Source organism: Mesorhizobium sp. NPDC059054 (assembly GCF_042739215.1).
Taxonomy (GTDB): Bacteria; Pseudomonadota; Alphaproteobacteria; order Rhizobiales; family Rhizobiaceae; genus Mesorhizobium.
In genome coordinates, this window is record NZ_JBHYHV010000001.1 from 204,090 (window position 1) to 223,354 (window position 19,265).

Sequence of the window (19,265 nt, forward strand, 5' to 3'; positions counted from 1 at the left end):
AATCAGGCGCAGCGCGCTGGACCAAAATTCTCCTGGCTTCCACGGTATTGGGCAGCGGCGGAGTAGGTATTGCCTCAATTGCTCTGTCTGCCGCATTGGGAGTGGGGCTGACCACAACCTTAGCCTTTGCCGCAGATTTTACCCTCGACGATGGTGCGTCTCATTCCTGGAACCTGGATCAGGCTTTCGATGAAGACTTGATCATCGGCTTGAACAACAAAGGGACAACCGTCACGATTGGCGATGGTGCGGAGACCCTTGTTGCAGGTCGTGCGATCATCGCTGGCATTGGCGGCTCTCAAGCCACCGTTACCGTGAGTGGCCTTGGATCCCGACTGGATGTCGCGCGTACCAACAACATCCTGGGCAACACACTTACGGTTGGCGGTGGTTGTAACGGCTATTCTGCTATGTGTGTCACGGGTGGCGATGGCACCCTCATCGTCGAAGCTGGGGGCGGTGTAGACGCCAAGTATACCTATGTCGGGGATGGGCAGGAATCCAAGGGGACACTGACGGTCACGGGCCCGGGATCGCTGCTGAACACTGACAAGCTCACTCTCATCACAGGTCTCAGCAGCACGAGCAGTTCTACGGTTACCATCAAGGACGGAGGTTCCATTACCTCCATCGATGTAGAGACCGCGGGTGATTTCAGCGATACCCCCGGTACGAAGGTGCTTGTCACCGGCGAGGGCTCGAAATGGGTCAATGCCGGCAACTTCAAGCTGGGCGGCGACATGACCATCGAGAGTGGTGGCGTTGTTACAACCTCGACCGCAGAAATTGGTAATTCAATCGTCGCGGAGAACACGCTTTTTCTTACCGGCGAAAAATCGTCGTTCAACGTCACCGACAAATTGACCATTGAAGACGGCAATCTTTCAGTTGCGAACGGCGCCAAGCTGAACGTCGCCAACGGCATTAAGCTGACCGGCGAAAATGGTTACCTGACCATTGGCGGCAAGATCGACATGTCGGACGTCTTCGATGAGCCGAAGGCGCTTGCCGCCGAGGCGGCAGGCAGCATCAACAAGGAAGCTGTCATAACGTTCGGGTCGACGCAGAATGAGGGGCATTTGAGCTTCAACCATACGGGTTCTGGCAGCACCGCCTATACGCTTGAGAATGCCCTGGTCGGTGACGGCATCATCACCGCATTGGCTGGCGAGACCATCCTGTCGGGTGACCTGACGAAGTTCTATTCCACCGCCGGCAGCTTGGGTGGCGGTGTTGTCGTCGATGGCGATGGCGCAAAGCTGGTCTTGAAGGGCGACCTGGGCACGGCCGCGTCCGATCCGGACACGCTCTCTCCAACCCGAACGAGCTTCAGGGTCAACAACGGTACGCTGGTTCTTGGCGGTGCGACCGGCCAGCTCGTTGCGAACAACAGCTATTATTCCAGCGTGGTTGATGTGAACGCCAAGGGCCGGCTTGAAGGCTGGGGTACAGTCGGCTCGACCGATATCAATGGTGGCGTGATCACGCCCGGAACATCCGATAATCGCATCGGCACCATTACGGTCAAGGGCGACCTGACCTTCTATCCCGGTTCGATCTACAACGTGGACATCGCAGGCAACGGCGCGAGCGACAAGATTGTCGTCGAAGCCGTGAACCAAAACGGGATTGTCGGAATCGGGGACAACGTCAACGTCAACGTGACCGCGTTGGACGCTGCAGCGAACTATCAGACCGGGCAGGCCTACACGATCCTGACGGCGGCGGGCGGCATCACTGGTCAGTTTGCGCAGGCGATTTCGCAGTCGGCATTCCTCGATGTTTCTCTGGACCAGCAGACCAATCAGGTCGACCTGAAGATCAAGGTGAAGGACACCGGCAATCCGGGCGAACCAGGAAATCCGGGTGAGCCGGGTAACCCCGGTGAACCGGGCAACCCTGGAAATCCGGGTAACCCAGGTAATCCCGGCACGCCTTCGCGCCCCGGCCCGAATGTGAGTGGTCCGTTCGACGACGTGACTGAGACACATAATCAGTACGAGACCGCGGTCGCGTTGAACTCGCTGCCGCAGGACGGTGGCGCGGGGCATGCACTCTACAATGCGCTGCTGCCGCTCAATGCTGCTGACGGGCGTGCGGCCTTCGAACAACTGTCGGGCGAGGTGCATGCTTCCGGTTCGACTGCACTGATCAACTCATCGCAATACGTGCGCAATCTTGCCAACGATCGCGTTCGTGCGGCCTTCGGTGATGTCGCGGCAGCGCCCCTGCCGGTGATGGCTTATGGCCCTGACGGCAAGGACATCGAAGCCGCCACCACCGCCAAAACTGCGGCCTGGGGACAGGTGTTCGGTGCCTGGAGCAGCTTCGACGGTGACGGCAACGCGTCTCGAATGAAGCAGTCAACCGGCGGCTTCGTTACCGGTATCGATACCGAGTTCGCGGAAGCCTGGCGCGTTGGTGTGCTGGCCGGCTACAGCCGCACCTCCTTCGATGCCAAGGACCGCTCGTCGTCCGGCGACAGCGATAACTATCACCTTGGTCTCTACGGCGGTACACGCTGGGGTGCCCTGGCGCTGCGCACCGGGCTGTCCTACACTTGGAGCAACATCGAGACCGGCCGCACCGTCTCCTTCCGCGGCTTTAACGACGGCCTGTCGGCTGACTACGATGCCGGCGCCTTCCAGGCCTTCGGTGAACTGGGCTATCGCCTTGATGCGGCAGGTGCCGCCTTCGAGCCTTTCGTGAACCTCGCCCATGTCAGCCTGCACACGGACGGCTTCACCGAAAAGGGCGGTGCTGCGGCGCTCAGCGCCGAGGCGCAGACGACCAACACCACCTTCACCACGCTCGGTCTTCGTGCCTCGACCGACTTCATGCTGGGCTCGGTCGCTGCATCGGCCAACGGCACGGTCGGCTGGAAGCATGCCTTCGGCGACACCACGCCGTTCACCAAGGTCGGCTTTGCCGGCTCCAGCCTGTTCACGGTGGCCGGTGTGCCGATCGCCAAGAACACCTTTGTGCTGCAGACCGGTCTCGACATGAAGGTGACCGACAACGCCACGATCGGTATCTCCTATAATGGCGAGTTCGGTTCGGGGTCGTCGACCAATGGCGTCGACGCAAGGCTTGGCATTCGCTTCTGATGCCAGCAATGAGACTGCTTTTCGGCGCGGCGGCCTTACTGGCTGCCGCGTCTGGTGCTTCTGCACAGGAACAGCAATCAGCCGCCGGCGCTGCCAGCGGTCCGTCGTCGCTGTCGGAAACCTATGACGACTGGCGGGTCGCCTGCGTGGCGGCGGCCGAAAACAAGAAGCAGTGCGCCTTCTCGCAGGGACAGGTCAGCCAGAACGGCCAGCGTGTGCTCACCGTCGAGCTTTCGCCGGCCGACGACGGCGGCCTGAAGGGCGTCCTTGTGATGCCGTTCGGACTCAATCTCGAGAAGGGCGTGACGTTCTCGGTCGACGACACACCACCTGGCAAGCCGTCGCGTTTCCGCACCTGCTTGCCGGGCGGCTGCATCGTCAGGCTCACCTTCACGCCAGCGACCACCGCCGCGCTGAAGACCGGCACCGCGCTCAGGCTTGGTGCCTTTGCTTCCGACACGGAAAAGGACGTCGCCTTCTCGATCTCGCTCAAGGGCTTCAACCAGGCCCTCGAAAGAACAATGCAATTGGGGAAATAACCAAGGGAGGCTGGCGCGACTCCAGGAAAAGCGTGTAACGATTTTTTTCGTCTGGAATTGCGTAAAAACAAAGAGTTAGGGCAATGCCGCGTTCCGCGAAGAACGCAAATGCCCTGACCCTGCCTTTCGCATACAGGAATGTCGCTGGTTCAGTGGCGGCATTCGAAATGCCCTGATTGTCGAGCCCCAGGCGATCAGCTTCTGCTCCTGATCGGGAAGCACATCATGCCTGGTGGCTTGCGCACAAAATTCGCTGACCTTTTCGTTACTCGGAACGATAGGCCGACTGATGCTGAACGGGCGCAGGCGACCTTTCGTCTCGGTGCCGCGACGCTGTTCACGGTCGGTATGCTGAGTGTCTTCTCGTCGAGAGGCGATACGGCGTTCAGCACGACCCAGACGATCCTGTCATTCTCGTCCTACATCCTTGTCTCGGCGTCGATCCTGTTCTGGATCGTGAAGCGGCCTGGGGAGAACCTGCTTCGGCGGGCGATTTCGATGGTCAGCGACTACATCGCTGTCGGCGGCATCATGACCTTTGGCGGGGCTGCGCTGCTGCCCGCTTACGCTCCCTTGTTGTGGGTGACCGTGGGCTACGGCCTGCGCTTCGGCTCGCGTTACCTGATCGCTTCCACCTGCATGGCGCTCCTGAGCATTCTGGTAACCGCCTATCTCAACCCGTTCTGGCGCGAGAACCCTTATGTGACGATCACCCTTCTCCTTACCACGCTTCTCGTTCCTGCCTACGCCTACAACCTGCTCGAGCGTGTCTATGCAGCTTTCAATGCCGCGCGTGACGCCAATGTCGCGAAGTCGCGTTTCCTGGCGCAGGCAAGCCACGATCTGCGCCAGCCGATCCACGCCATCAGCCTGTTCACGGCCTGCCTCAAGGATACCAGGCTCGACCGCGAGCAACGCCAGATGGTCGAGAATGTCGATCGCTCGCTGCAGAGCGTATCGCGCCTGTTCCGCTCCCTGCTCGACATCTCTACGCTGGACAGCGGCAAGGTGACGCCGGTTTTCGAGCCGGTTGCGGTGAAGGATCTGTTCGAGGACATCGTCCGGCAGAATTCCGAAGCGGCGCAATGGGCTGGTGTCGAATTGCGGGCGGTTCCGACGCGAGCCCATGTCATCATCGATGCCACGTTGATGACGACCATCCTGCAGAACGTCATCTCCAATGTCCTGAAATATGCACCGGGTCACCCCGTTCTGATCGGTTGTCGTCGTCGCCAGGGGCAGCTGGCCATTGAGGTCTATGATCGCGGCAACGGCATTGCCGCGCATCACCTGCCGAAAGTGTTCGACGAGTTCTACCAGGTTCGCGAGCGAGGCGATCGCGACGTCGATGGGGTCGGTCTCGGACTGCCGATCGTCAAGCGGCTGACGCGGCTGATGGGCCTGTCTGCCTATCTACGCTCCGTGCCGGGCCGGGGTACGGCAGTCATCATCGAGGGTCTGCAGGTCGCATCGCAGGCGACTACGGTGAAATCGAAAAAGGAGGGACCGAGACCGGCGATCGAAGGCCTTCGTGTCCTGCTGGTCGAGGACGACGAGGATGTTTTGCAGGCCACCGCCACCTTGTTACGGCGGTGGGGCTGCGTTGTCGAGATTCAGCTGACGATCCCCGACCAAGTGGCCGAGTGTGACCTGATCGTGACCGACTTCGATCTTGGCGCGAAAGCAACGGGCGTCGATTGTATAGCCCGCGTCCGGAGCCTGTTGAAACGCAAGGTGCCGGCGATCGTCATGACCGGTCACGACGAGAACAGGGTGAAAGATGATCTCGGCGATCCCGAGATCGCGATCCTGGCGAAACCGATCCGCCCAGCCGAGCTTCGTTCGATGATGACGGCGGAGAAACTAAAGATCGATCGGCTGGTCAGGCAGGCCGGTGCGAGTTTGCACTGACTGCGGATGTCGGCGAGTTCACAGGAGGACGGCGTCGGTGTAGGGGGAATGCCGATGCCACACACGGCCCATGGAGGGGGCGATGTTCAAGCGACGCGATCGTCCTAGGTTTTTTCCCGTTAAGATGGCAGGCACTTTCGAAGCCAGGGAACACGAGAATTACGAGGCCGAGCGCTCCCAGGCGATCGTGCGGATAGTGCTTGTTCCGATCCTGGCGATCTACATCTGGATTGTCGCCTGGCTCGACAATGCGGCAACATCCTATGCCAATGGCTTCGCCGCCTATTATTTTGCCTATGTTCCGTTTTCGTGGCTGTTGCTGTGGTGGGTGGTTGCCAAGCCGGTGGTCTATAAGCCACGGCGACTGGTTTCGATGGCTTGTGACTACCTCGCATTCTGCTCGGCGATGTCGATCGGCGGCGCAGCCTTGCTTCCGCTCTACGCGGCATTGCTTTGGGTTACGGTCGGAAACGGGCTCCGTTTCGGACCGCGCTACCTGCTCCTTGCCACGGCGATGGCGTTGGTGACGATCGCTCTGTCGTGCTATCTCAACGTCTACTGGCGCGAGAACCCATATGTCGCGCTGACGCTGGTAATGACCACCATCCTGGTGCCGGCCTATATCTACGCACTGCTGCAGAGGGTCTACGAGGCCTACGACGCCGCGCATGAGGCGAACCTCGCCAAGTCGCGTTTCCTGGCGCAGGCCAGCCATGATCTGCGCCAGCCGATCCACGCCATCAGCCTGTTCACAGCCTGCCTGCGTGATACCGGGCTCGATCGCGAGCAGAAGCAGATGGTCGAAAACATCGACCGCTCCCTGCATTCGGTGTCAGGCCTGTTCCGCTCGCTGCTCGACATTTCGACGCTGGACAGCGGCAAGGTGACGCCGCATTTCGAAGTGGTTTCGGTGCAGGATGTCATCGACGAGGTGCTGACCCAGAACGCCAGCCGGGCACAGTGGTCGCAGACGACCTTCAAAATGGTGCGCACCAAACATCATGTGCGCATCGATGCCGCCCTTCTTACCACCATCCTGCAGAACATCGTGTCCAATGCGCTGAAATACGCGCCGGGCAGCGAGGTGCTGATCGGCTGTCGCCGCCATCGCTACGGCCTGTCGATCGAGATCCACGATCGCGGCGAAGGCATCGCCGAGGAGCATCTGCCGAAGCTGTTCGACGAATTCTACCAGGTGCGCGAGCGCGGCGACCGGGACGTCGAAGGTGTTGGGCTCGGCCTCTCGATCGTCAAGCGGCTGGCCCATCTGATGTCGCTGCGGGTTTCGATCCGTTCTGTCCGGGGCCGCGGCACCAGCGTGCGCATCGCCGGCCTGCCTGCGGTATCGGCACCGGGGCGGACAAAAAAGATCGCGCCGGAGCGTTTTTCCTCGCCGCTCGAAGGCCTGCGGGTGCTGCTGGTCGAGGATGACGAGGACGTGCTGCTGGCGACCGCCTCGCTGCTGGAGAAATGGGGCTGCGTGGTGCAGGCCGAAGCGGGTACCGAACTGTCGGTCGCGCCATGCGATCTCGTCGTCACTGACTTCGATCTCGGCGGCGGCATCGTCGGTGCGGATTTCATCGCGGAGGTCCGCCGGCAGGCTGGCCGCGACATCCCAGCCATCGTCATGACCGGCCATGACGAGAACCGAGTGCGCGAGGAACTGGGACAGCAGGATATTCCGATCCTGTCCAAGCCTGTCCGCCCCTCGGAACTGCGCTCGACGATGATCGCGCTCGCATTGGGACGTACCACGCAACGAACCATGGCTCCGCAGCAACGCGCCTGAGCGGCTGCTCAGATCCGGTCGACCCAGCCTGCGTTGAGCGCCTTGACCGCTGCCGCCGAGCGCGAGCCGACATTGAGCACACGCAACAGCGCCGAGACATGGATGCGCACGGTGTAGTGCGAAATGTCGAGCGTACGCCCGATTTCCTTGTTGGATTTGCCGTCGGCGAGCAGTCGCAGCACTTCACGCTGGCGCGTCGTCAGGCTGTTCAGGATGTCGGCGTCTTCGGTGGGGTGGGATACCCGGTCTGATGATTTGAGCTTGATCACATAGTCGCCGTCGCGCACGGCCACGATTGCTTCCATCAACTCGCTCGGCGGAACGGATTTGGAGACGAAACCGTCGACCCCGCCGGCCATCACCATGTCGACAGTGCGGCGATCATCGACCATCGATACCACCATGATCGATGAACGCTGGAACTCCTGGCGCAGCTCGGCAAGCGAGCGTTCTGCGACGAGACCGGGAAACAGCAAATCCATGATGAAGAGTTTGGGCTGGCGTCCCGAGCGTGCGGCGGCCAGAACCTCTTCCATCGTCTCCGCTTCGACGATGTCCGCATCTGTCTCGACCGTCTGCACCACACGGCGCAGGCCTTCCCGGAAAACGGGATGGTCGTCGGCAACGATGATCAGGTCTTTTTGCATGCTTCCCCCTTGTTGCAGGTCGGCTTTCGGGGGCAAATCAAGCTCGGTTTTGCATCGGCGCTATTTAGCATTGACCAAATGGTCAAACAACATGGGTTACCCCTAGGATACCCCCTCTTGGGCTAGTGCATTTGCACTAGGGTGATGCCAGACGGTTCGATTGGAACATGTCGAGAGCTGATTATCGCAGGCCTCTCTGGACAGAATCTCAACGCAACCTTGGCGAAGCAGTCGTCTCCCTCACCACGAGCGGCCCGTCGATCTTGACCGTCATCGGACGGAATTGCTTTCTGTGCAGCACCATATCGATAAGCATCTCGGTTGCTCGTTGTCCCATCTCGTAGTTAGCCAGGACAAGCGTCGAAAGGCGCGGATGGGTGTAGCGGGCGAGTTCCTGGTCGTCATAACCCATGATGCTGAGTTCGTCGGGAACCTTGATCCCCATCTCGTTGGCGGCCTCCAAGGCGCCCAACGCCATCAGGTCGTTGCCACAGAAGATGGCCGTTGGCGGATTGTCGATCGACAGCAGGTCGCGCGTATGATGATAGCCGGTCAGCGGCAGCCAGTCGCCGCTGCGAACCAATGTTTCGTCGAACGCGACATCGGCGGTGGCGAGCGCCTGCCGGTATCCTTTGAGGCGATCGATGGAAGCATCCATCCACGGTTCGCCATTGATGAAGCCGATGCGGCGATGCCCGAGACCGGTTAAGTGGGCGGTGGCGGCAAAACCGCCGGCGACTTCCCCCGGCAGGATCGAGATGTGGCGCCGCGCTTCGCCGTAGCAGTTCAGCAAGACGGTGGGAATTCCGTGAAGGGCAGGGGGCACAGTGACACGCCTGGTGAAGATCGAGGAGTAGATGACGCCGACAATCGACTTGTCGCGCTTGATCGCCTCGATGGTCGCTGCCTCCAGTTGAGGGTTGGAGCGCGTTACATAGGCGGCAACGAGAAAGTCCTGCTCGAAGGCGAAGTCACGCGCGCCGTCGAAACTGACCACGGGGTGCGGGCTGGTTGAAATCTCGTCGACGATGTAGGCAATCGTCCTTCCTTCGACATCGGGCGAAATCTCCCCTCGGATGCCAGGCAACTGGTAGCTTACCTGCCTCGCCGCCTCGAGAACACGTTGTCTCGTCTCCGGGGAGATGCGCGCGCCTGTCATCTGATTGAGCACGAGCGACACGCTCGACTGCGACACGCCCGCAATGCGGGCGACGTCTGTCATCGTCGGCCGTCCCTGGCGTTTCTCGCCGCCGTTGCTTTGGCTCACAGCGCTGGTCCTCGCCTCGAATTCACGATTGTCCCCGCATATGCCGGCCCGATCCGCCGGGTCATCATAGTCATTTGATCATAAAATTATCAAGCGATCCTCAAAATTTCGGATAGCGATTTCTGGTATGGCTGACCTTGCACAAGTTTTCCATCGAGAATCGAGCATAACTCACTGATATTTGTATGAAATGATGGGATTTTACCGGGGTGGAGGTATTTTGTTCCGCTCGTTTGATGCGCAATCCCCATGACGTCATTCTGCTAATATCGCGCATTGACTGCTAATAAAATTATCGTAGGATCGATTGGTGATCAGCAGACGCATGTCTGCCCGGCTGGAGGAGCCGGTTGTCCACGTGGAGGAACCCCGATGTCACTGACCCGCCGTACCTTATTGATGACCGCAAGCGCCTTCGGCGTGCTGAGCCTAGTGTCCAGTGTGGCCATGGCCGCAGATCTCCCGCCGCTGGCCAAGAAGGACACCTACAAGGTTGGCTTCGCCCAGACCGAGTCCAACAACCCATGGCGCATCGCCCAGACCGAAAGCATGAAGGCCGAGGCCGCCAAGCTCGGCTATCAGTTCGTCTACACGGATGCGGCCGGCTCCGCGGCCAAGCAGGTCGCCGACGTCAATTCCATGATCGCGCAGGGCGTCGACCTGATCTTCCTGGCGCCGCGCGAGGAAAAGCCGCTGATCCCGGCAGTCATGGCTGCGAAGAAGGCTGGCATTCCGGTCATCCTGCTGGACCGCAGCGTCGACCCGAAATTGGCCGTAGCCGGCAAGGACTACGTGACCTTCATAGGGTCGGACTTCGTCGAGGAAGGCAAACGTGTCGCCGAATGGCTGGTGAAGAACGCCAACGGCAAGACCAAGATCATCGAACTTGAAGGCACCACCGGCTCCTCGCCGGCAAACGACCGTAAGAAGGGCTTCGACGAGGCCATCAAGGCAGCCGGCGGCTTTGAGATCGTTGCCTCGCAATCGGGCGATTTCGCGCGCGACAAGGGGCGGCAGGTTGCGGAAGCGCTGCTTCAGGCCCATCCCGACGCCAATGTCATCTACGCCCACAACGACGAGATGGCGCTCGGCGCGATTGCCGCGCTTGAGGCCGCCGGCAAGAAGCCGGGCACCGATGTGCTGGTCCTGTCGATCGACGGTGGCAAGGAAGCCGTCCAGGCGATCGCCGACGGCAAGATCGGCGCGGTGGTCGAATGCAACCCGCGTTTCGGACCGATCGCCTATGAAACGCTGAAGCGCTACGCCGGCGGCGAAAAGATCGACGCCTGGGTGAAGAACAAGGACAAGTTCTACGATACGTCCAACGCCGCGGCGGAGGTTTCCGGCGCCTATTGATTGTCTTCCCCACCTGCGGTCGGAGCGTCGCGAGGAACGTTTCGGCCGCTTTCTTTTGCGGCCTCCCGGGGTGTAGAAATCATCGCCGATAGGGCGCTGCGCGTCGGGGGCATGCGCCAGGAGGATCTGCGATGCTGTTGTCGATGACGGGCATCAACAAAAGCTTTGGCGATGTCCGGGTTCTCACCGACGCTTCGCTTCAGGTGGAGCCAGGCGAGGTCATGGCGCTGATCGGCCAGAACGGCGCCGGCAAATCCACACTGATCAAGATCCTGACCGGTGCCTATTCGCATGATGCCGGTAGCATAGAATTTCAGGGCGCAGATGTCCGGTTCGGCTCGACCGCCGCAAGCCAAGCGGCCGGCATCGCCACGATCTATCAGGAGATCAACCTCGCTCCCAACAGGACTGTGGCGGAAAACATCTTTCTCGGCCGCGAACCGCGCCGCTTCGGCCTGGTGGATCGCGCAAGAATGCAGGCCGATGCCAGAACAGTGTTGCGACGTTTCAAGCTCGACATCGACGTGAACCGGCCGTTGCAGGATTTCGAAGCCGCGACCCGGCAGATGGTCGCGATTGCGCGCGGCGTCACCCAGAATGCCAGGCTGCTCATTCTCGATGAGCCGACATCCTCGCTCGACGAGCGCGAAGTCGCCGTGCTGTTCGAAACCATCCGTACGCTGAAAGCCGACGGGGTCGCGGCGATCTTCATCAGCCATCGGCTCGACGAGCTGTTCGCCATCTGCGACCGGGTCACGATCATGCGTGACGGCCGCACCGTGGCGGTCAGCCCGATGAAGGACATTTCCAAGGTCGAATTGGTCAGGACCATGCTGGGCAAGGAACTGGCCGCGTTCACGGCCAAGAAGCGCGCGCATGGCGACGGCGAGGGGGCCGCGCTCGTCGGTGTCGAGAACCTGGGTGCCGGCGTAAGAGTGCGGGATGTCTCGCTCACCATCGGCAAGGGCGAGATCGCCGGCCTCGCCGGATTGCTCGGCGCCGGCCGCACGGAAACGGCGCGATTGATCTACGCTGCCGACCGCAAGGAGCGCGGTGCCATAACCGTCGATGGACGGGAGACGAACTATGTCGCTCCCGCCGATGCCATCGCCGATGGGATGGGTTTCGTTTCAGAAGACCGCAAGATCGAAGGTATCGTGCCGGAGATGAGCGTGCGCGAAAACATGACGCTCGCCATCCTGCCCAAGCTGCAGAAGGCCGGCATCGTCGACAAGGCCGCCCAGCGCGCGATCGTCGAGAAATACATCGCCGCGCTCGGCATCAAATGTTCCTCGCCGGAGCAGCCGATCCGCGAACTTTCGGGCGGCAACCAGCAGAAGGTCCTGCTGGCGCGCTGGCTCTGCATGAATCCGCGTCTGCTGATCGTCGACGAACCGACGCGGGGCATCGATGTCGGCGCCAAGGCCGAGATACTGAAACTGCTGCGCAGCCTGGCCGATGAGGGCTTGAGCGTGCTGATGATCTCCTCCGAACTCGAGGAACTGATCGCCGCGGCCGATCACGTCACGGTTCTGAGCGACGGCCTCTCGGTTCGCCGGCTGGCTTCCGAGGACATCACCGAGGCCAATCTCCTGTCCGCCATGGCCCATCAGGAGGTGCCGGCATGACCGCTGCGGAAGACACCGCCGGCCCAACCCCGCGCTTCAACTTCGCAGCATGGCTGAGCCGCTACGGCACCTTGCTGGCGTTTCTGCTGTTGATCGCCTTCAACGTCGTCGCGACGCCGAACTTCCTGTCGCTGCAGACCTTGAATGTGAACCTGACCCAGGTGGCCACCATCGTCATCGTCGCGGTCGGCATGACACTGGTGATCGCGACCGGTGGCATCGATCTATCGGTCGGCTCGCTGATGGCGATTGCCGGCGCGATCGCGCCGATGATCCTGCTGGGGGCGATCGCGCCCACCACCGATCCGCTCGTGGTCCTGCCGCTGGCATTCATCGTGCCGCTCGTCGTCGCCGGCCTGCTTGGCTGGTTCAACGGTTTCCTTGTCACCCACTATTCGATCCAGCCGATCGTGGCGACCTTGGTTTTGTTCACCGCGGGACGCGGCATCGCCCAGGTGATGACCAACGGCAATCTGCAGGTGTTCAAGAACCCGCCTTTCCAGTTCGTGGCGCTCGGTCATGTGTTCGGCATTCCGACGCAGGTGCTGATCATGATCGTGGTGGTGGCCGCGGCTGCCTTTCTGATCAAAGGAACAGCACTGGGGCGGCAGATCCTGGCTGTCGGCGGCAATGAAAAGGCAGCGCGCCTTTCGGGCATCCCGGCCAAGCGCGTGAAGCGTTTTGTCTATGTCATCAGCGGTGTCCTGGCAGGCCTTGCCGGGCTCATCGTCGTGGCCAGGAATTCGGCCAGCGACGCCAACCTGGTCGGGCTCGGAATGGAGCTCGATGCCATCGCAGCGGTTGCTGTCGGCGGCACGCTGCTGACCGGCGGCAGGGCAAACATCATCGGCACGCTGCTTGGCGCCTGCGTCATTCAGCTCGTCCGCTATACGCTTCTCGCCAATGGCGTTCCGGATGCCGCCGCTCTCGTCGTTAAGGCCGCGCTGATCGTGGTCGCTGTCTACATCCAGCAAAGCGCGGACCGGACATGATGCAGGAAAATTCGCGCTCGAATCTCGTTGCGGCCTTGATACCGCGCTCCAATCTTCAGCTCGCGCGGCTTTGCGTGATCACGGTCGTGTTCGGCTTGCTGATCTTCGGCGCGTTGCGCTACGACAACTTCCTGTCGAGCTACAACATCCTCTCGTTCCTGCGCTACAATTCCATGTTCATGCTGATCGCGCTCGGCATGGCGCTGGTGATCATGACAGGCGGCATCGACCTGTCGGTCGGGGGCACCGCGGCGATGACCAGCGTGGTCGCGGCAACATTGTCGCCCTATGGCTGGGTAGCCGGACTGCTGGGTGGAATGGCCGCGGGTCTCATCGTCGGCATCGTCAACGGGCTGGTCGTCACACGGCTGCGTATCCAGCCCTTCATCGCCACCCTCGCAGCCATGCTTGCCACTTACGGCACCGCCCTGCTGCTTTCAGGCAACCAGTCGGTCTCGGTGTCCTACGACACTGCCTTCATCTCGATAGGCCAGGACGATTTCCTCGGCTTTCCAATCCCTGCCTGGATCGCGATCGTTTGCTATATCGTCGGCTGGATCGCGCTGGAGCGGCATCCGGTCGGCAGGCGCATCCTGGCCGTTGGTGACGGCGAGGCGACAGCGAAACTGATGGGGCTGAAGGTCGGGCGCACCTTGCTTGGCGTCTATGCGACCTCGGGCCTGCTTGCCGGACTGGCCGGCGTCATCCTCGCTGCACAGTTCGGAGCAGGCCAGCCGACTGAAGGTGTGGGTTGGGAGCTGTTTGCGATCTCGTCCGTCGTTGTCGGCGGCACGCTGCTGTCCGGTGGGGTCGGCTCCATCGGCGCGACCCTGGCGGGGGCCATCCTGCTTGCCATGGTCTTCAACATTCTCAACTTCGAGAATGGCCTTGGCGTCATTTCACTGTCCGCCTACTGGCAGTCGGTCATCCGCGGCGCCTTCCTGCTGGTCGTCGTCATCCTGCAGGCAAAGCTGATGAACGGGCGGTCGCAGCGTTAAGGTAGCTCAGCGCCAGCCGAGCGCAGGCGCGACATGCTTGACGATCGACTCGATGACGTGGGCGTTGTAGTCGACGCCGAGCTGATTGGGCACGGTCAGCAGCAGCGCGTCGGCTTCCGTAATGGCGTCGTCCTGCTTCAGCTGCTCGATGAGGACATCCGGTTCTGCGGCATAGGTCCGGCCGAAGACTGCGCGTGTATCCGCTTCGATATAGCCGAAATGATCCTGGCTGTCGCTGCCGCCGAAATAGGCGCGGTCACGGTCGTCGACCAGGGCGAAGATGCTGCGGCTGACCGAGACGCGCGGCTCGCGCGTATGGCCGGCCTCCTTCCACGCGGCGCGGTAGGCACGGATCTGTTCGGCCTGCTGGATGTGCAGCGGTTTTCCACTCTCGTCGAATTTCAGCGTCGAGCTCTGCAGGTTCATGCCGAGCTTGGCCGCCCATTCCGCGGTGGCGTTGGTGGCTGCGCCCCACCAGATCCTGTCCCGCAGCCCCTCGGAGAACGGCTCCAGGCGCAACATGCCGGGCGGATTGGGGAACATCGGTCGTGGATTGGGCTGCGCGAAACCCTGGCCCTTGATCACGTCCAGGAATACTTCCGCGTGGTGCCTCGCCATGTCGGCATCGCTCTGGCCCTCAGGCGGTGCGTAGCCGAAATAGCGCCATCCATCGATCACCTGCTCCGGCGAGCCGCGGCTGATGCCGAGCTGCAGGCGACCGCCAGCTATGAGGTCAGCCGCGCCGGCGTCCTCGGCCATGTAGAGCGGGTTCTCGTAGCGCATGTCGATGACGGCCGTGCCGATCTCGATACGGCTCGTCCTGGCCCCGGCCGCTGCGAGCAACGGAAATGGCGAGCCCAGCTGCCGGGCGAAATGATGCACGCGGAAATAGGCACCGTCCGCGCCGAGTTCCTCGGCGGCGACGGCAAGGTCGATCGATTGCAGGAGTGCATCCGACGCCGAGCGTGTCTGCGACTGCGGCGAGGGCGACCAATGGCCGAAAGAGAGAAAGCCGATGTTTTTCATGATCAAGGATGTAGCACATCGACTTCAGGCTTCAATGCAAGGCAACGCAACGGACTGTCGCTGCCGCGGAGACGATCGAACCACTTCCTGCAAAGTGGAGCTTGCGGACAGCGAGGCCGATCGGTTCCTTCGCGCTGCCAACATGCAGGAGGAAAACCTTGGCTGAAGACCACAAGATCGTTGTCGCGAACAACAAGGGCGAGTTCTGGACCGACGAGCGCTGCTACATCACCGAGCTGCACAACACGGAAGCGTCACCGGAAGCCTCGTTGGCTGTGGCACGTGTCGAAGTTGGCGTGACGACGCAACTGCACAGCCTCACCGGCGTGATCGAGCGCTATATCGTTCGCCAGGGCGAAGGGATACTCGAAGTCAACGGCGTCAAGCGCAAGCTGATGGTAGGCGATCAGGCGGTCATTCCGGCGCAGGCTCCGCAGCGCATCGAAAATACAGGTTCGGTGGACCTGGAATTCTATTGCCTGTGCACGCCGCGCTTCTTTCCCGAGTCCTACGTCAATCTTGAACAATAGGTGACGGGCGTCAGGCTGCCGTCCTTCTCTCCGCCAGTTCGGAGATCGTTTCGATCGCGAATTGCATCGTCTCGGCGGGGCGCACGAATGGCAGGCGGATGAAGTCTCCGAAGTTCTCCTGCGCGGAATAGCCCGGACCCGCTGACAGCAGAAGCCGGTGTCGTTGTGCCTCCTGGCACAGCGACACCGTGTCGACGCCGGGCATATGGATCCACATGGCAGTGCCGCCGGCTGGTTGCGACCAATGCCAACGGCCCGCAGCGCGTTCGGAAATGAGGTCTTCGGCGATCTTGAGGTGGCGGGTGATTTCCCCATGCCGATGCGCCCGTGCCTCCTGGATGTTTTCGAGCAGGCCGACGGCGAGGTGCTGGTCGAACATCGAACAGCCGAGGTCGTTGACCGCCTTGAAGCTTGCCAGCCGTTTTATCGTCGGCGGGCTTGCCCGGATCCAGCCGATCCGGATGCCGCCCCAGAACAGCTTGGAGAGCGTGCCGATGGTGGCAACGCGGTCGGGCTGTGTCTGGCCGGCAATCGGCCGGGGTGTCGCTCCGGCGATCGTGGAAAGTTCACTCTGCGCGCCATCCTCGACGAGGAAAGTCGGATAGCGGTCGAGCAGCTCGACCAGATCGCGCCGACTTGCGTCGTCCAGCGATCTTCCTGTCGGATTGTGCACCTCCGGGAAAAGGTAGAGCAGTTTCGGCCGGTTCCTGAGGGCTCTTTCAAGCTGGTCCATGTCCAGGCCGTGGGCGCTGATGCCGACGGGAACGATCCTGGCGTTGCGCCGACGGAAAACCTCGAGCGAGCCGCGATAGGCAGGGTCTTCCACGACCACCGCATCGGATGCATCGACAAGAGCGTTCGCCAGCAGCCAGACGGCCTGTTGCGCGCCGCTGGTGATGAGGATGTTGTCGGAATGCGTGGGAAGACCGAGATCCGTGTAATAGCGAGCGACGGCCCAGCGCAGCGCCGGCAAGCCGGAGGCATCGTAACCCAGACCTGCCGCCATGCTCGCGAAATCGGCACCCCGCAATGCCGCCAGCGCCTCGGTGAGGATGGGCGAGGGCGGCAGCGCGCCGCTGGTCATGTCGATGTCTTCCGGCAGCGCCTGCATCTCACCGGCAAGGCGCGTGTGCGCAACGCCGGGCGCATTCGCCGACGCGATGATGCGGTGACCACTGCCGTGGCGGCTGTCGAGCACGCCGGCATCGCGCAGTGACGCGTAGGCCGCAACGACGGACCCGCGACTGACCGCGAGCGCCGTTGCAAGCGTCCGCTCCGATGGCATCAAGGCGCCTGCCGGCAACTCCCTCGCCGTGATCAACCTGCCGATCGCCAGGCTGAGCTGCTGGGTGACCTTGCCTTCCGTCGTTTGCCAGCCGCCGATGAGCCGGCTGATCCGTGCGGGTGAAATCCTGTTCATACGTGGTCCACTTCTCGACAAGTGGACTTTGCCAGATGCAGCTCAGTAGAGCAATTTCACTTTCGGGAAAACGGATAAGAGACCTCCACCTGGAGGTCCAAGGGGAGGAAATATGGGCTCTTTTGCCACCAGGGGCGAACATCGCCCGCTGGCCGTGCGCCAGGTTGCACCGGTACGGTCACACGCAAACAAACGCTATCTGATCCTCGGCGGTGCAGGTGGTGCCGGCAAGGCCGCGGCAGCATTGCTGGCTGCGGAAGGCGCTTCGGTGGTCATAGGCGACGTGCGCGAACAGGCGCTGAACGAAGCGATCGCGGATCTCAACAAGGGCGGCGGCAACACCAGCGCTGTCGTAGTCGACCTCGGCAATGCCGCCTCGATAGCAGCCGCGATCGATCAGGCCGAGCAGCGTCTTGGCGGCATCGACGGTCTGGTCAACTGTGCAGCAATTGTCCGTCACGTCGATCCGCTTGAAACGCCCTGGACCGACTGGGAGCGTGTCTTCGCCATCAACGTCTTCGGCGCCTTCGAAGCGTCGCGCCTCGTCGCCAAGGCGATGATCGCCAAGGGCATCAAGGGCGCGATCGTGAATGTCGCGTCGGAGGCCGGCAAGAAGGGCCACACCCAGTCGCTCGCTTACAGCGCCAGCAAAGCGGCGATGATCAATTTCACGCGGGTGCTGTCGGAAGTGCTCGCCCCCAACGACATCAATGTGAACTGTGTCTGCCCTGGCGGCATGGCAACCGACATGCTTCGCGAAGTTGCCATCGCTTATGGCGATCTGGTCAAGCAGGCTCCCAACGACGTCTTCGAGCAGCTGATCAGTTCGCAACTGCGCCGGCACATCGACCCGGTCGAAGTGGCCAGGACGATTTCGTTCCTGCTGAGCGACGATGCCATGATTATCCGTGGCCAGTCCATCAACACCGATGGCGGCGATACGCCGTATTGAGGCTATCTCCCTCGCCGACTACGCGGCGCCATCGGCGTAGTCGGTTGCAACCAATCATGCTTGCCTGTGGGGTTCAACAATGACGACTGCCAGCAAATTCCTGCATCTCTGCCTGGGTTCGGTTCTCGCCCTTTCCGCGGCTTCCGTTCCGCTCCGCGCTGAAGACAACACGTTTGTCCTGGTCACGCCCAGCCGCATCGGCGTGAACAAGTTCCTCGGTCTGGGGAAGACCGGCATTGAAAAGGCTGCCGCCGATCAGGGCGCCAAGGCCAAGGTGTTCGAAGGCACCGATCCGTCCACGCGCCGTCAACATGTGCAGGCGGCGATCGACATGAAGGCTTCGATCGTTGCTGTCATGGGGTTCGAATTCGGCGACATCATCGCCGACCTTGCGCCGGAAAACCCGGACACCAATTTTGTCATCGTCGACACCTGCATTCCCGAAGCGCCGAAGAACGTCTATTGCGCCGTTTTCCGTGAACAGGAGGCTGCCTATCTCGCCGGAGCGGAAGCCGCGTTGACCTCGACCAGCAAGACGGTCGGTGTGATCGGTGCGCTCGATATCCCGTTCCTGCACCGCTACACGGATTCCTTCGCGCTCGGTGCCAAGACCACCCGTCCTGATATCAATGTGCTGCCCACCTCGTGGATCGGCGGCGACAATCCGTTCCAGGATCCGGTGCGGGCGCAGACCCAGGCAAGCCTGCAGCTGTCCAGCGGCGCGGACCGCATCTACGCGGTTGCCGCCGGCAGCAATGGCGGCGTCTTCAAGGCCGTCGCCGACAAATCAGGCGCGATGGCGATCGGTCTGGACGTCAATCAATGTGGCGATGCGCCAGGAGCCATCCTCGACAGCACGTTGAAGAAAGTGGACGTCATTCTTCCCGCCACCATTGACGGCATCCTCAAGGGGACGGCGAAGCCCGTGGTCAGCTTCGGCCTCGCGGAAGGCGGCCTAGAACTGGTCGCCACCACGGACGCGGTCGCATCATCCGGCTGCAAGATCGCCGATACGCCGGACGTCATCGGCCAGCTCAAGGATATCCAGGCAAAGATCGTTTCGGGCGCGATCGCTGTGCCTGATCCGATGGCGCAATAACGCG

Annotated in this window: 15 protein-coding genes; 11 read left to right on the forward strand and 4 right to left on the reverse strand. The window is 61.7% G+C overall.

The annotated features are described in order from the left end of the window. The first annotated feature begins 197 nt into the window (after positions 1 to 197). The 4 genes from ACFWXH_RS00950 (at position 198) to ACFWXH_RS00965 (ending at position 7,346) form a co-directional block, all read left to right on the forward strand. Positions 198 to 3,107, forward strand: a complete 2,910-nt coding sequence (locus ACFWXH_RS00950) for an autotransporter domain-containing protein (RefSeq protein WP_379116715.1) — start codon at positions 198 to 200, stop codon at positions 3,105 to 3,107. Between the two features lie 8 nt (positions 3,108 to 3,115). Beyond that, entirely contained in the window at positions 3,116 to 3,646 is a 531-nt protein-coding gene (locus ACFWXH_RS00955) for an invasion associated locus B family protein (RefSeq protein ID WP_379116717.1), read from the forward strand. A gap of 225 nt (positions 3,647 to 3,871) precedes the next feature. Further along, positions 3,872 to 5,557, forward strand: coding sequence for an ATP-binding protein (locus tag ACFWXH_RS00960; protein WP_379116719.1), 1,686 nt, complete (start codon positions 3,872 to 3,874; stop codon positions 5,555 to 5,557). 82 nt (positions 5,558 to 5,639) lie between these two features. Further along, positions 5,640 to 7,346: a hybrid sensor histidine kinase/response regulator gene (locus ACFWXH_RS00965; protein ID WP_379116721.1), complete on the forward strand. Its 1,707-nt coding sequence runs from the start codon at positions 5,640 to 5,642 to the stop codon at positions 7,344 to 7,346. Between the two features lie 8 nt (positions 7,347 to 7,354). Here the strand turns inward: ACFWXH_RS00965 and ACFWXH_RS00970 are convergent, their stop codons facing one another. Further along, positions 7,355 to 7,993: a LuxR C-terminal-related transcriptional regulator gene (locus ACFWXH_RS00970; RefSeq protein WP_379116723.1), complete on the reverse strand. Its 639-nt coding sequence runs from the start codon at positions 7,991 to 7,993 to the stop codon at positions 7,355 to 7,357. A gap of 208 nt (positions 7,994 to 8,201) precedes the next feature. After that, the gene (locus ACFWXH_RS00975) at positions 8,202 to 9,215 is read right to left on the reverse strand and encodes a LacI family DNA-binding transcriptional regulator (RefSeq protein WP_152979735.1); all 1,014 of its coding nucleotides are present in this window, start codon (positions 9,213 to 9,215) and stop codon (positions 8,202 to 8,204) included. 444 nt (positions 9,216 to 9,659) lie between these two features. Here ACFWXH_RS00975 and ACFWXH_RS00980 point away from each other — a divergent pair, with 444 nt between their 5' ends. The 4 genes from ACFWXH_RS00980 (at position 9,660) to ACFWXH_RS00995 (ending at position 14,234) form a co-directional block, all read left to right on the forward strand. Beyond that, positions 9,660 to 10,616 (forward strand): ABC transporter substrate-binding protein, encoded by a 957-nt coding sequence (locus tag ACFWXH_RS00980; protein ID WP_379118897.1) that lies wholly within the window; start codon positions 9,660 to 9,662, stop codon positions 10,614 to 10,616. Positions 10,617 to 10,747: 131 nt separating this feature from the next. Then, on the forward strand, positions 10,748 to 12,244 hold the full coding sequence (locus ACFWXH_RS00985; protein ID WP_379116725.1) for a sugar ABC transporter ATP-binding protein: 1,497 nt from the start codon (positions 10,748 to 10,750) through the stop codon (positions 12,242 to 12,244). Then, entirely contained in the window at positions 12,241 to 13,236 is a 996-nt protein-coding gene (locus tag ACFWXH_RS00990) for an ABC transporter permease (protein WP_379116728.1), read from the forward strand. Before ACFWXH_RS00985 ends, ACFWXH_RS00990 begins: the two co-directional genes overlap by 4 nt. Beyond that, a complete protein-coding gene (locus ACFWXH_RS00995) occupies positions 13,233 to 14,234 on the forward strand; it encodes an ABC transporter permease (protein WP_379116730.1) in 1,002 nt (333 codons plus the stop codon). Before ACFWXH_RS00990 ends, ACFWXH_RS00995 begins: the two co-directional genes overlap by 4 nt. Before the next feature lie 6 nt (positions 14,235 to 14,240). On the opposite strand, the gene ACFWXH_RS01000 is transcribed toward ACFWXH_RS00995, so the two are convergent. Continuing rightward, a complete protein-coding gene (locus ACFWXH_RS01000) occupies positions 14,241 to 15,260 on the reverse strand; it encodes an LLM class flavin-dependent oxidoreductase (RefSeq protein WP_379118899.1) in 1,020 nt (339 codons plus the stop codon). A gap of 158 nt (positions 15,261 to 15,418) precedes the next feature. Here ACFWXH_RS01000 and ACFWXH_RS01005 point away from each other — a divergent pair, with 158 nt between their 5' ends. Continuing rightward, positions 15,419 to 15,790 (forward strand): cupin domain-containing protein, encoded by a 372-nt coding sequence (locus ACFWXH_RS01005; RefSeq protein WP_054309254.1) that lies wholly within the window; start codon positions 15,419 to 15,421, stop codon positions 15,788 to 15,790. A gap of 10 nt (positions 15,791 to 15,800) precedes the next feature. On the opposite strand, the gene ACFWXH_RS01010 is transcribed toward ACFWXH_RS01005, so the two are convergent. Beyond that, positions 15,801 to 17,210, reverse strand: coding sequence for a PLP-dependent aminotransferase family protein (locus ACFWXH_RS01010; protein ID WP_379116733.1), 1,410 nt, complete (start codon positions 17,208 to 17,210; stop codon positions 15,801 to 15,803). Positions 17,211 to 17,322: 112 nt separating this feature from the next. Between ACFWXH_RS01010 and ACFWXH_RS01015 the strand changes: the two genes are divergently transcribed. Further along, positions 17,323 to 18,162, forward strand: coding sequence for an SDR family NAD(P)-dependent oxidoreductase (locus tag ACFWXH_RS01015; protein WP_379116736.1), 840 nt, complete (start codon positions 17,323 to 17,325; stop codon positions 18,160 to 18,162). A 79-nt stretch (positions 18,163 to 18,241) separates the two neighbouring features. Beyond that, on the forward strand, positions 18,242 to 19,261 hold the full coding sequence (locus ACFWXH_RS01020; RefSeq protein ID WP_379116738.1) for a BMP family ABC transporter substrate-binding protein: 1,020 nt from the start codon (positions 18,242 to 18,244) through the stop codon (positions 19,259 to 19,261). Positions 19,262 to 19,265 lie beyond the last annotated feature (4 nt).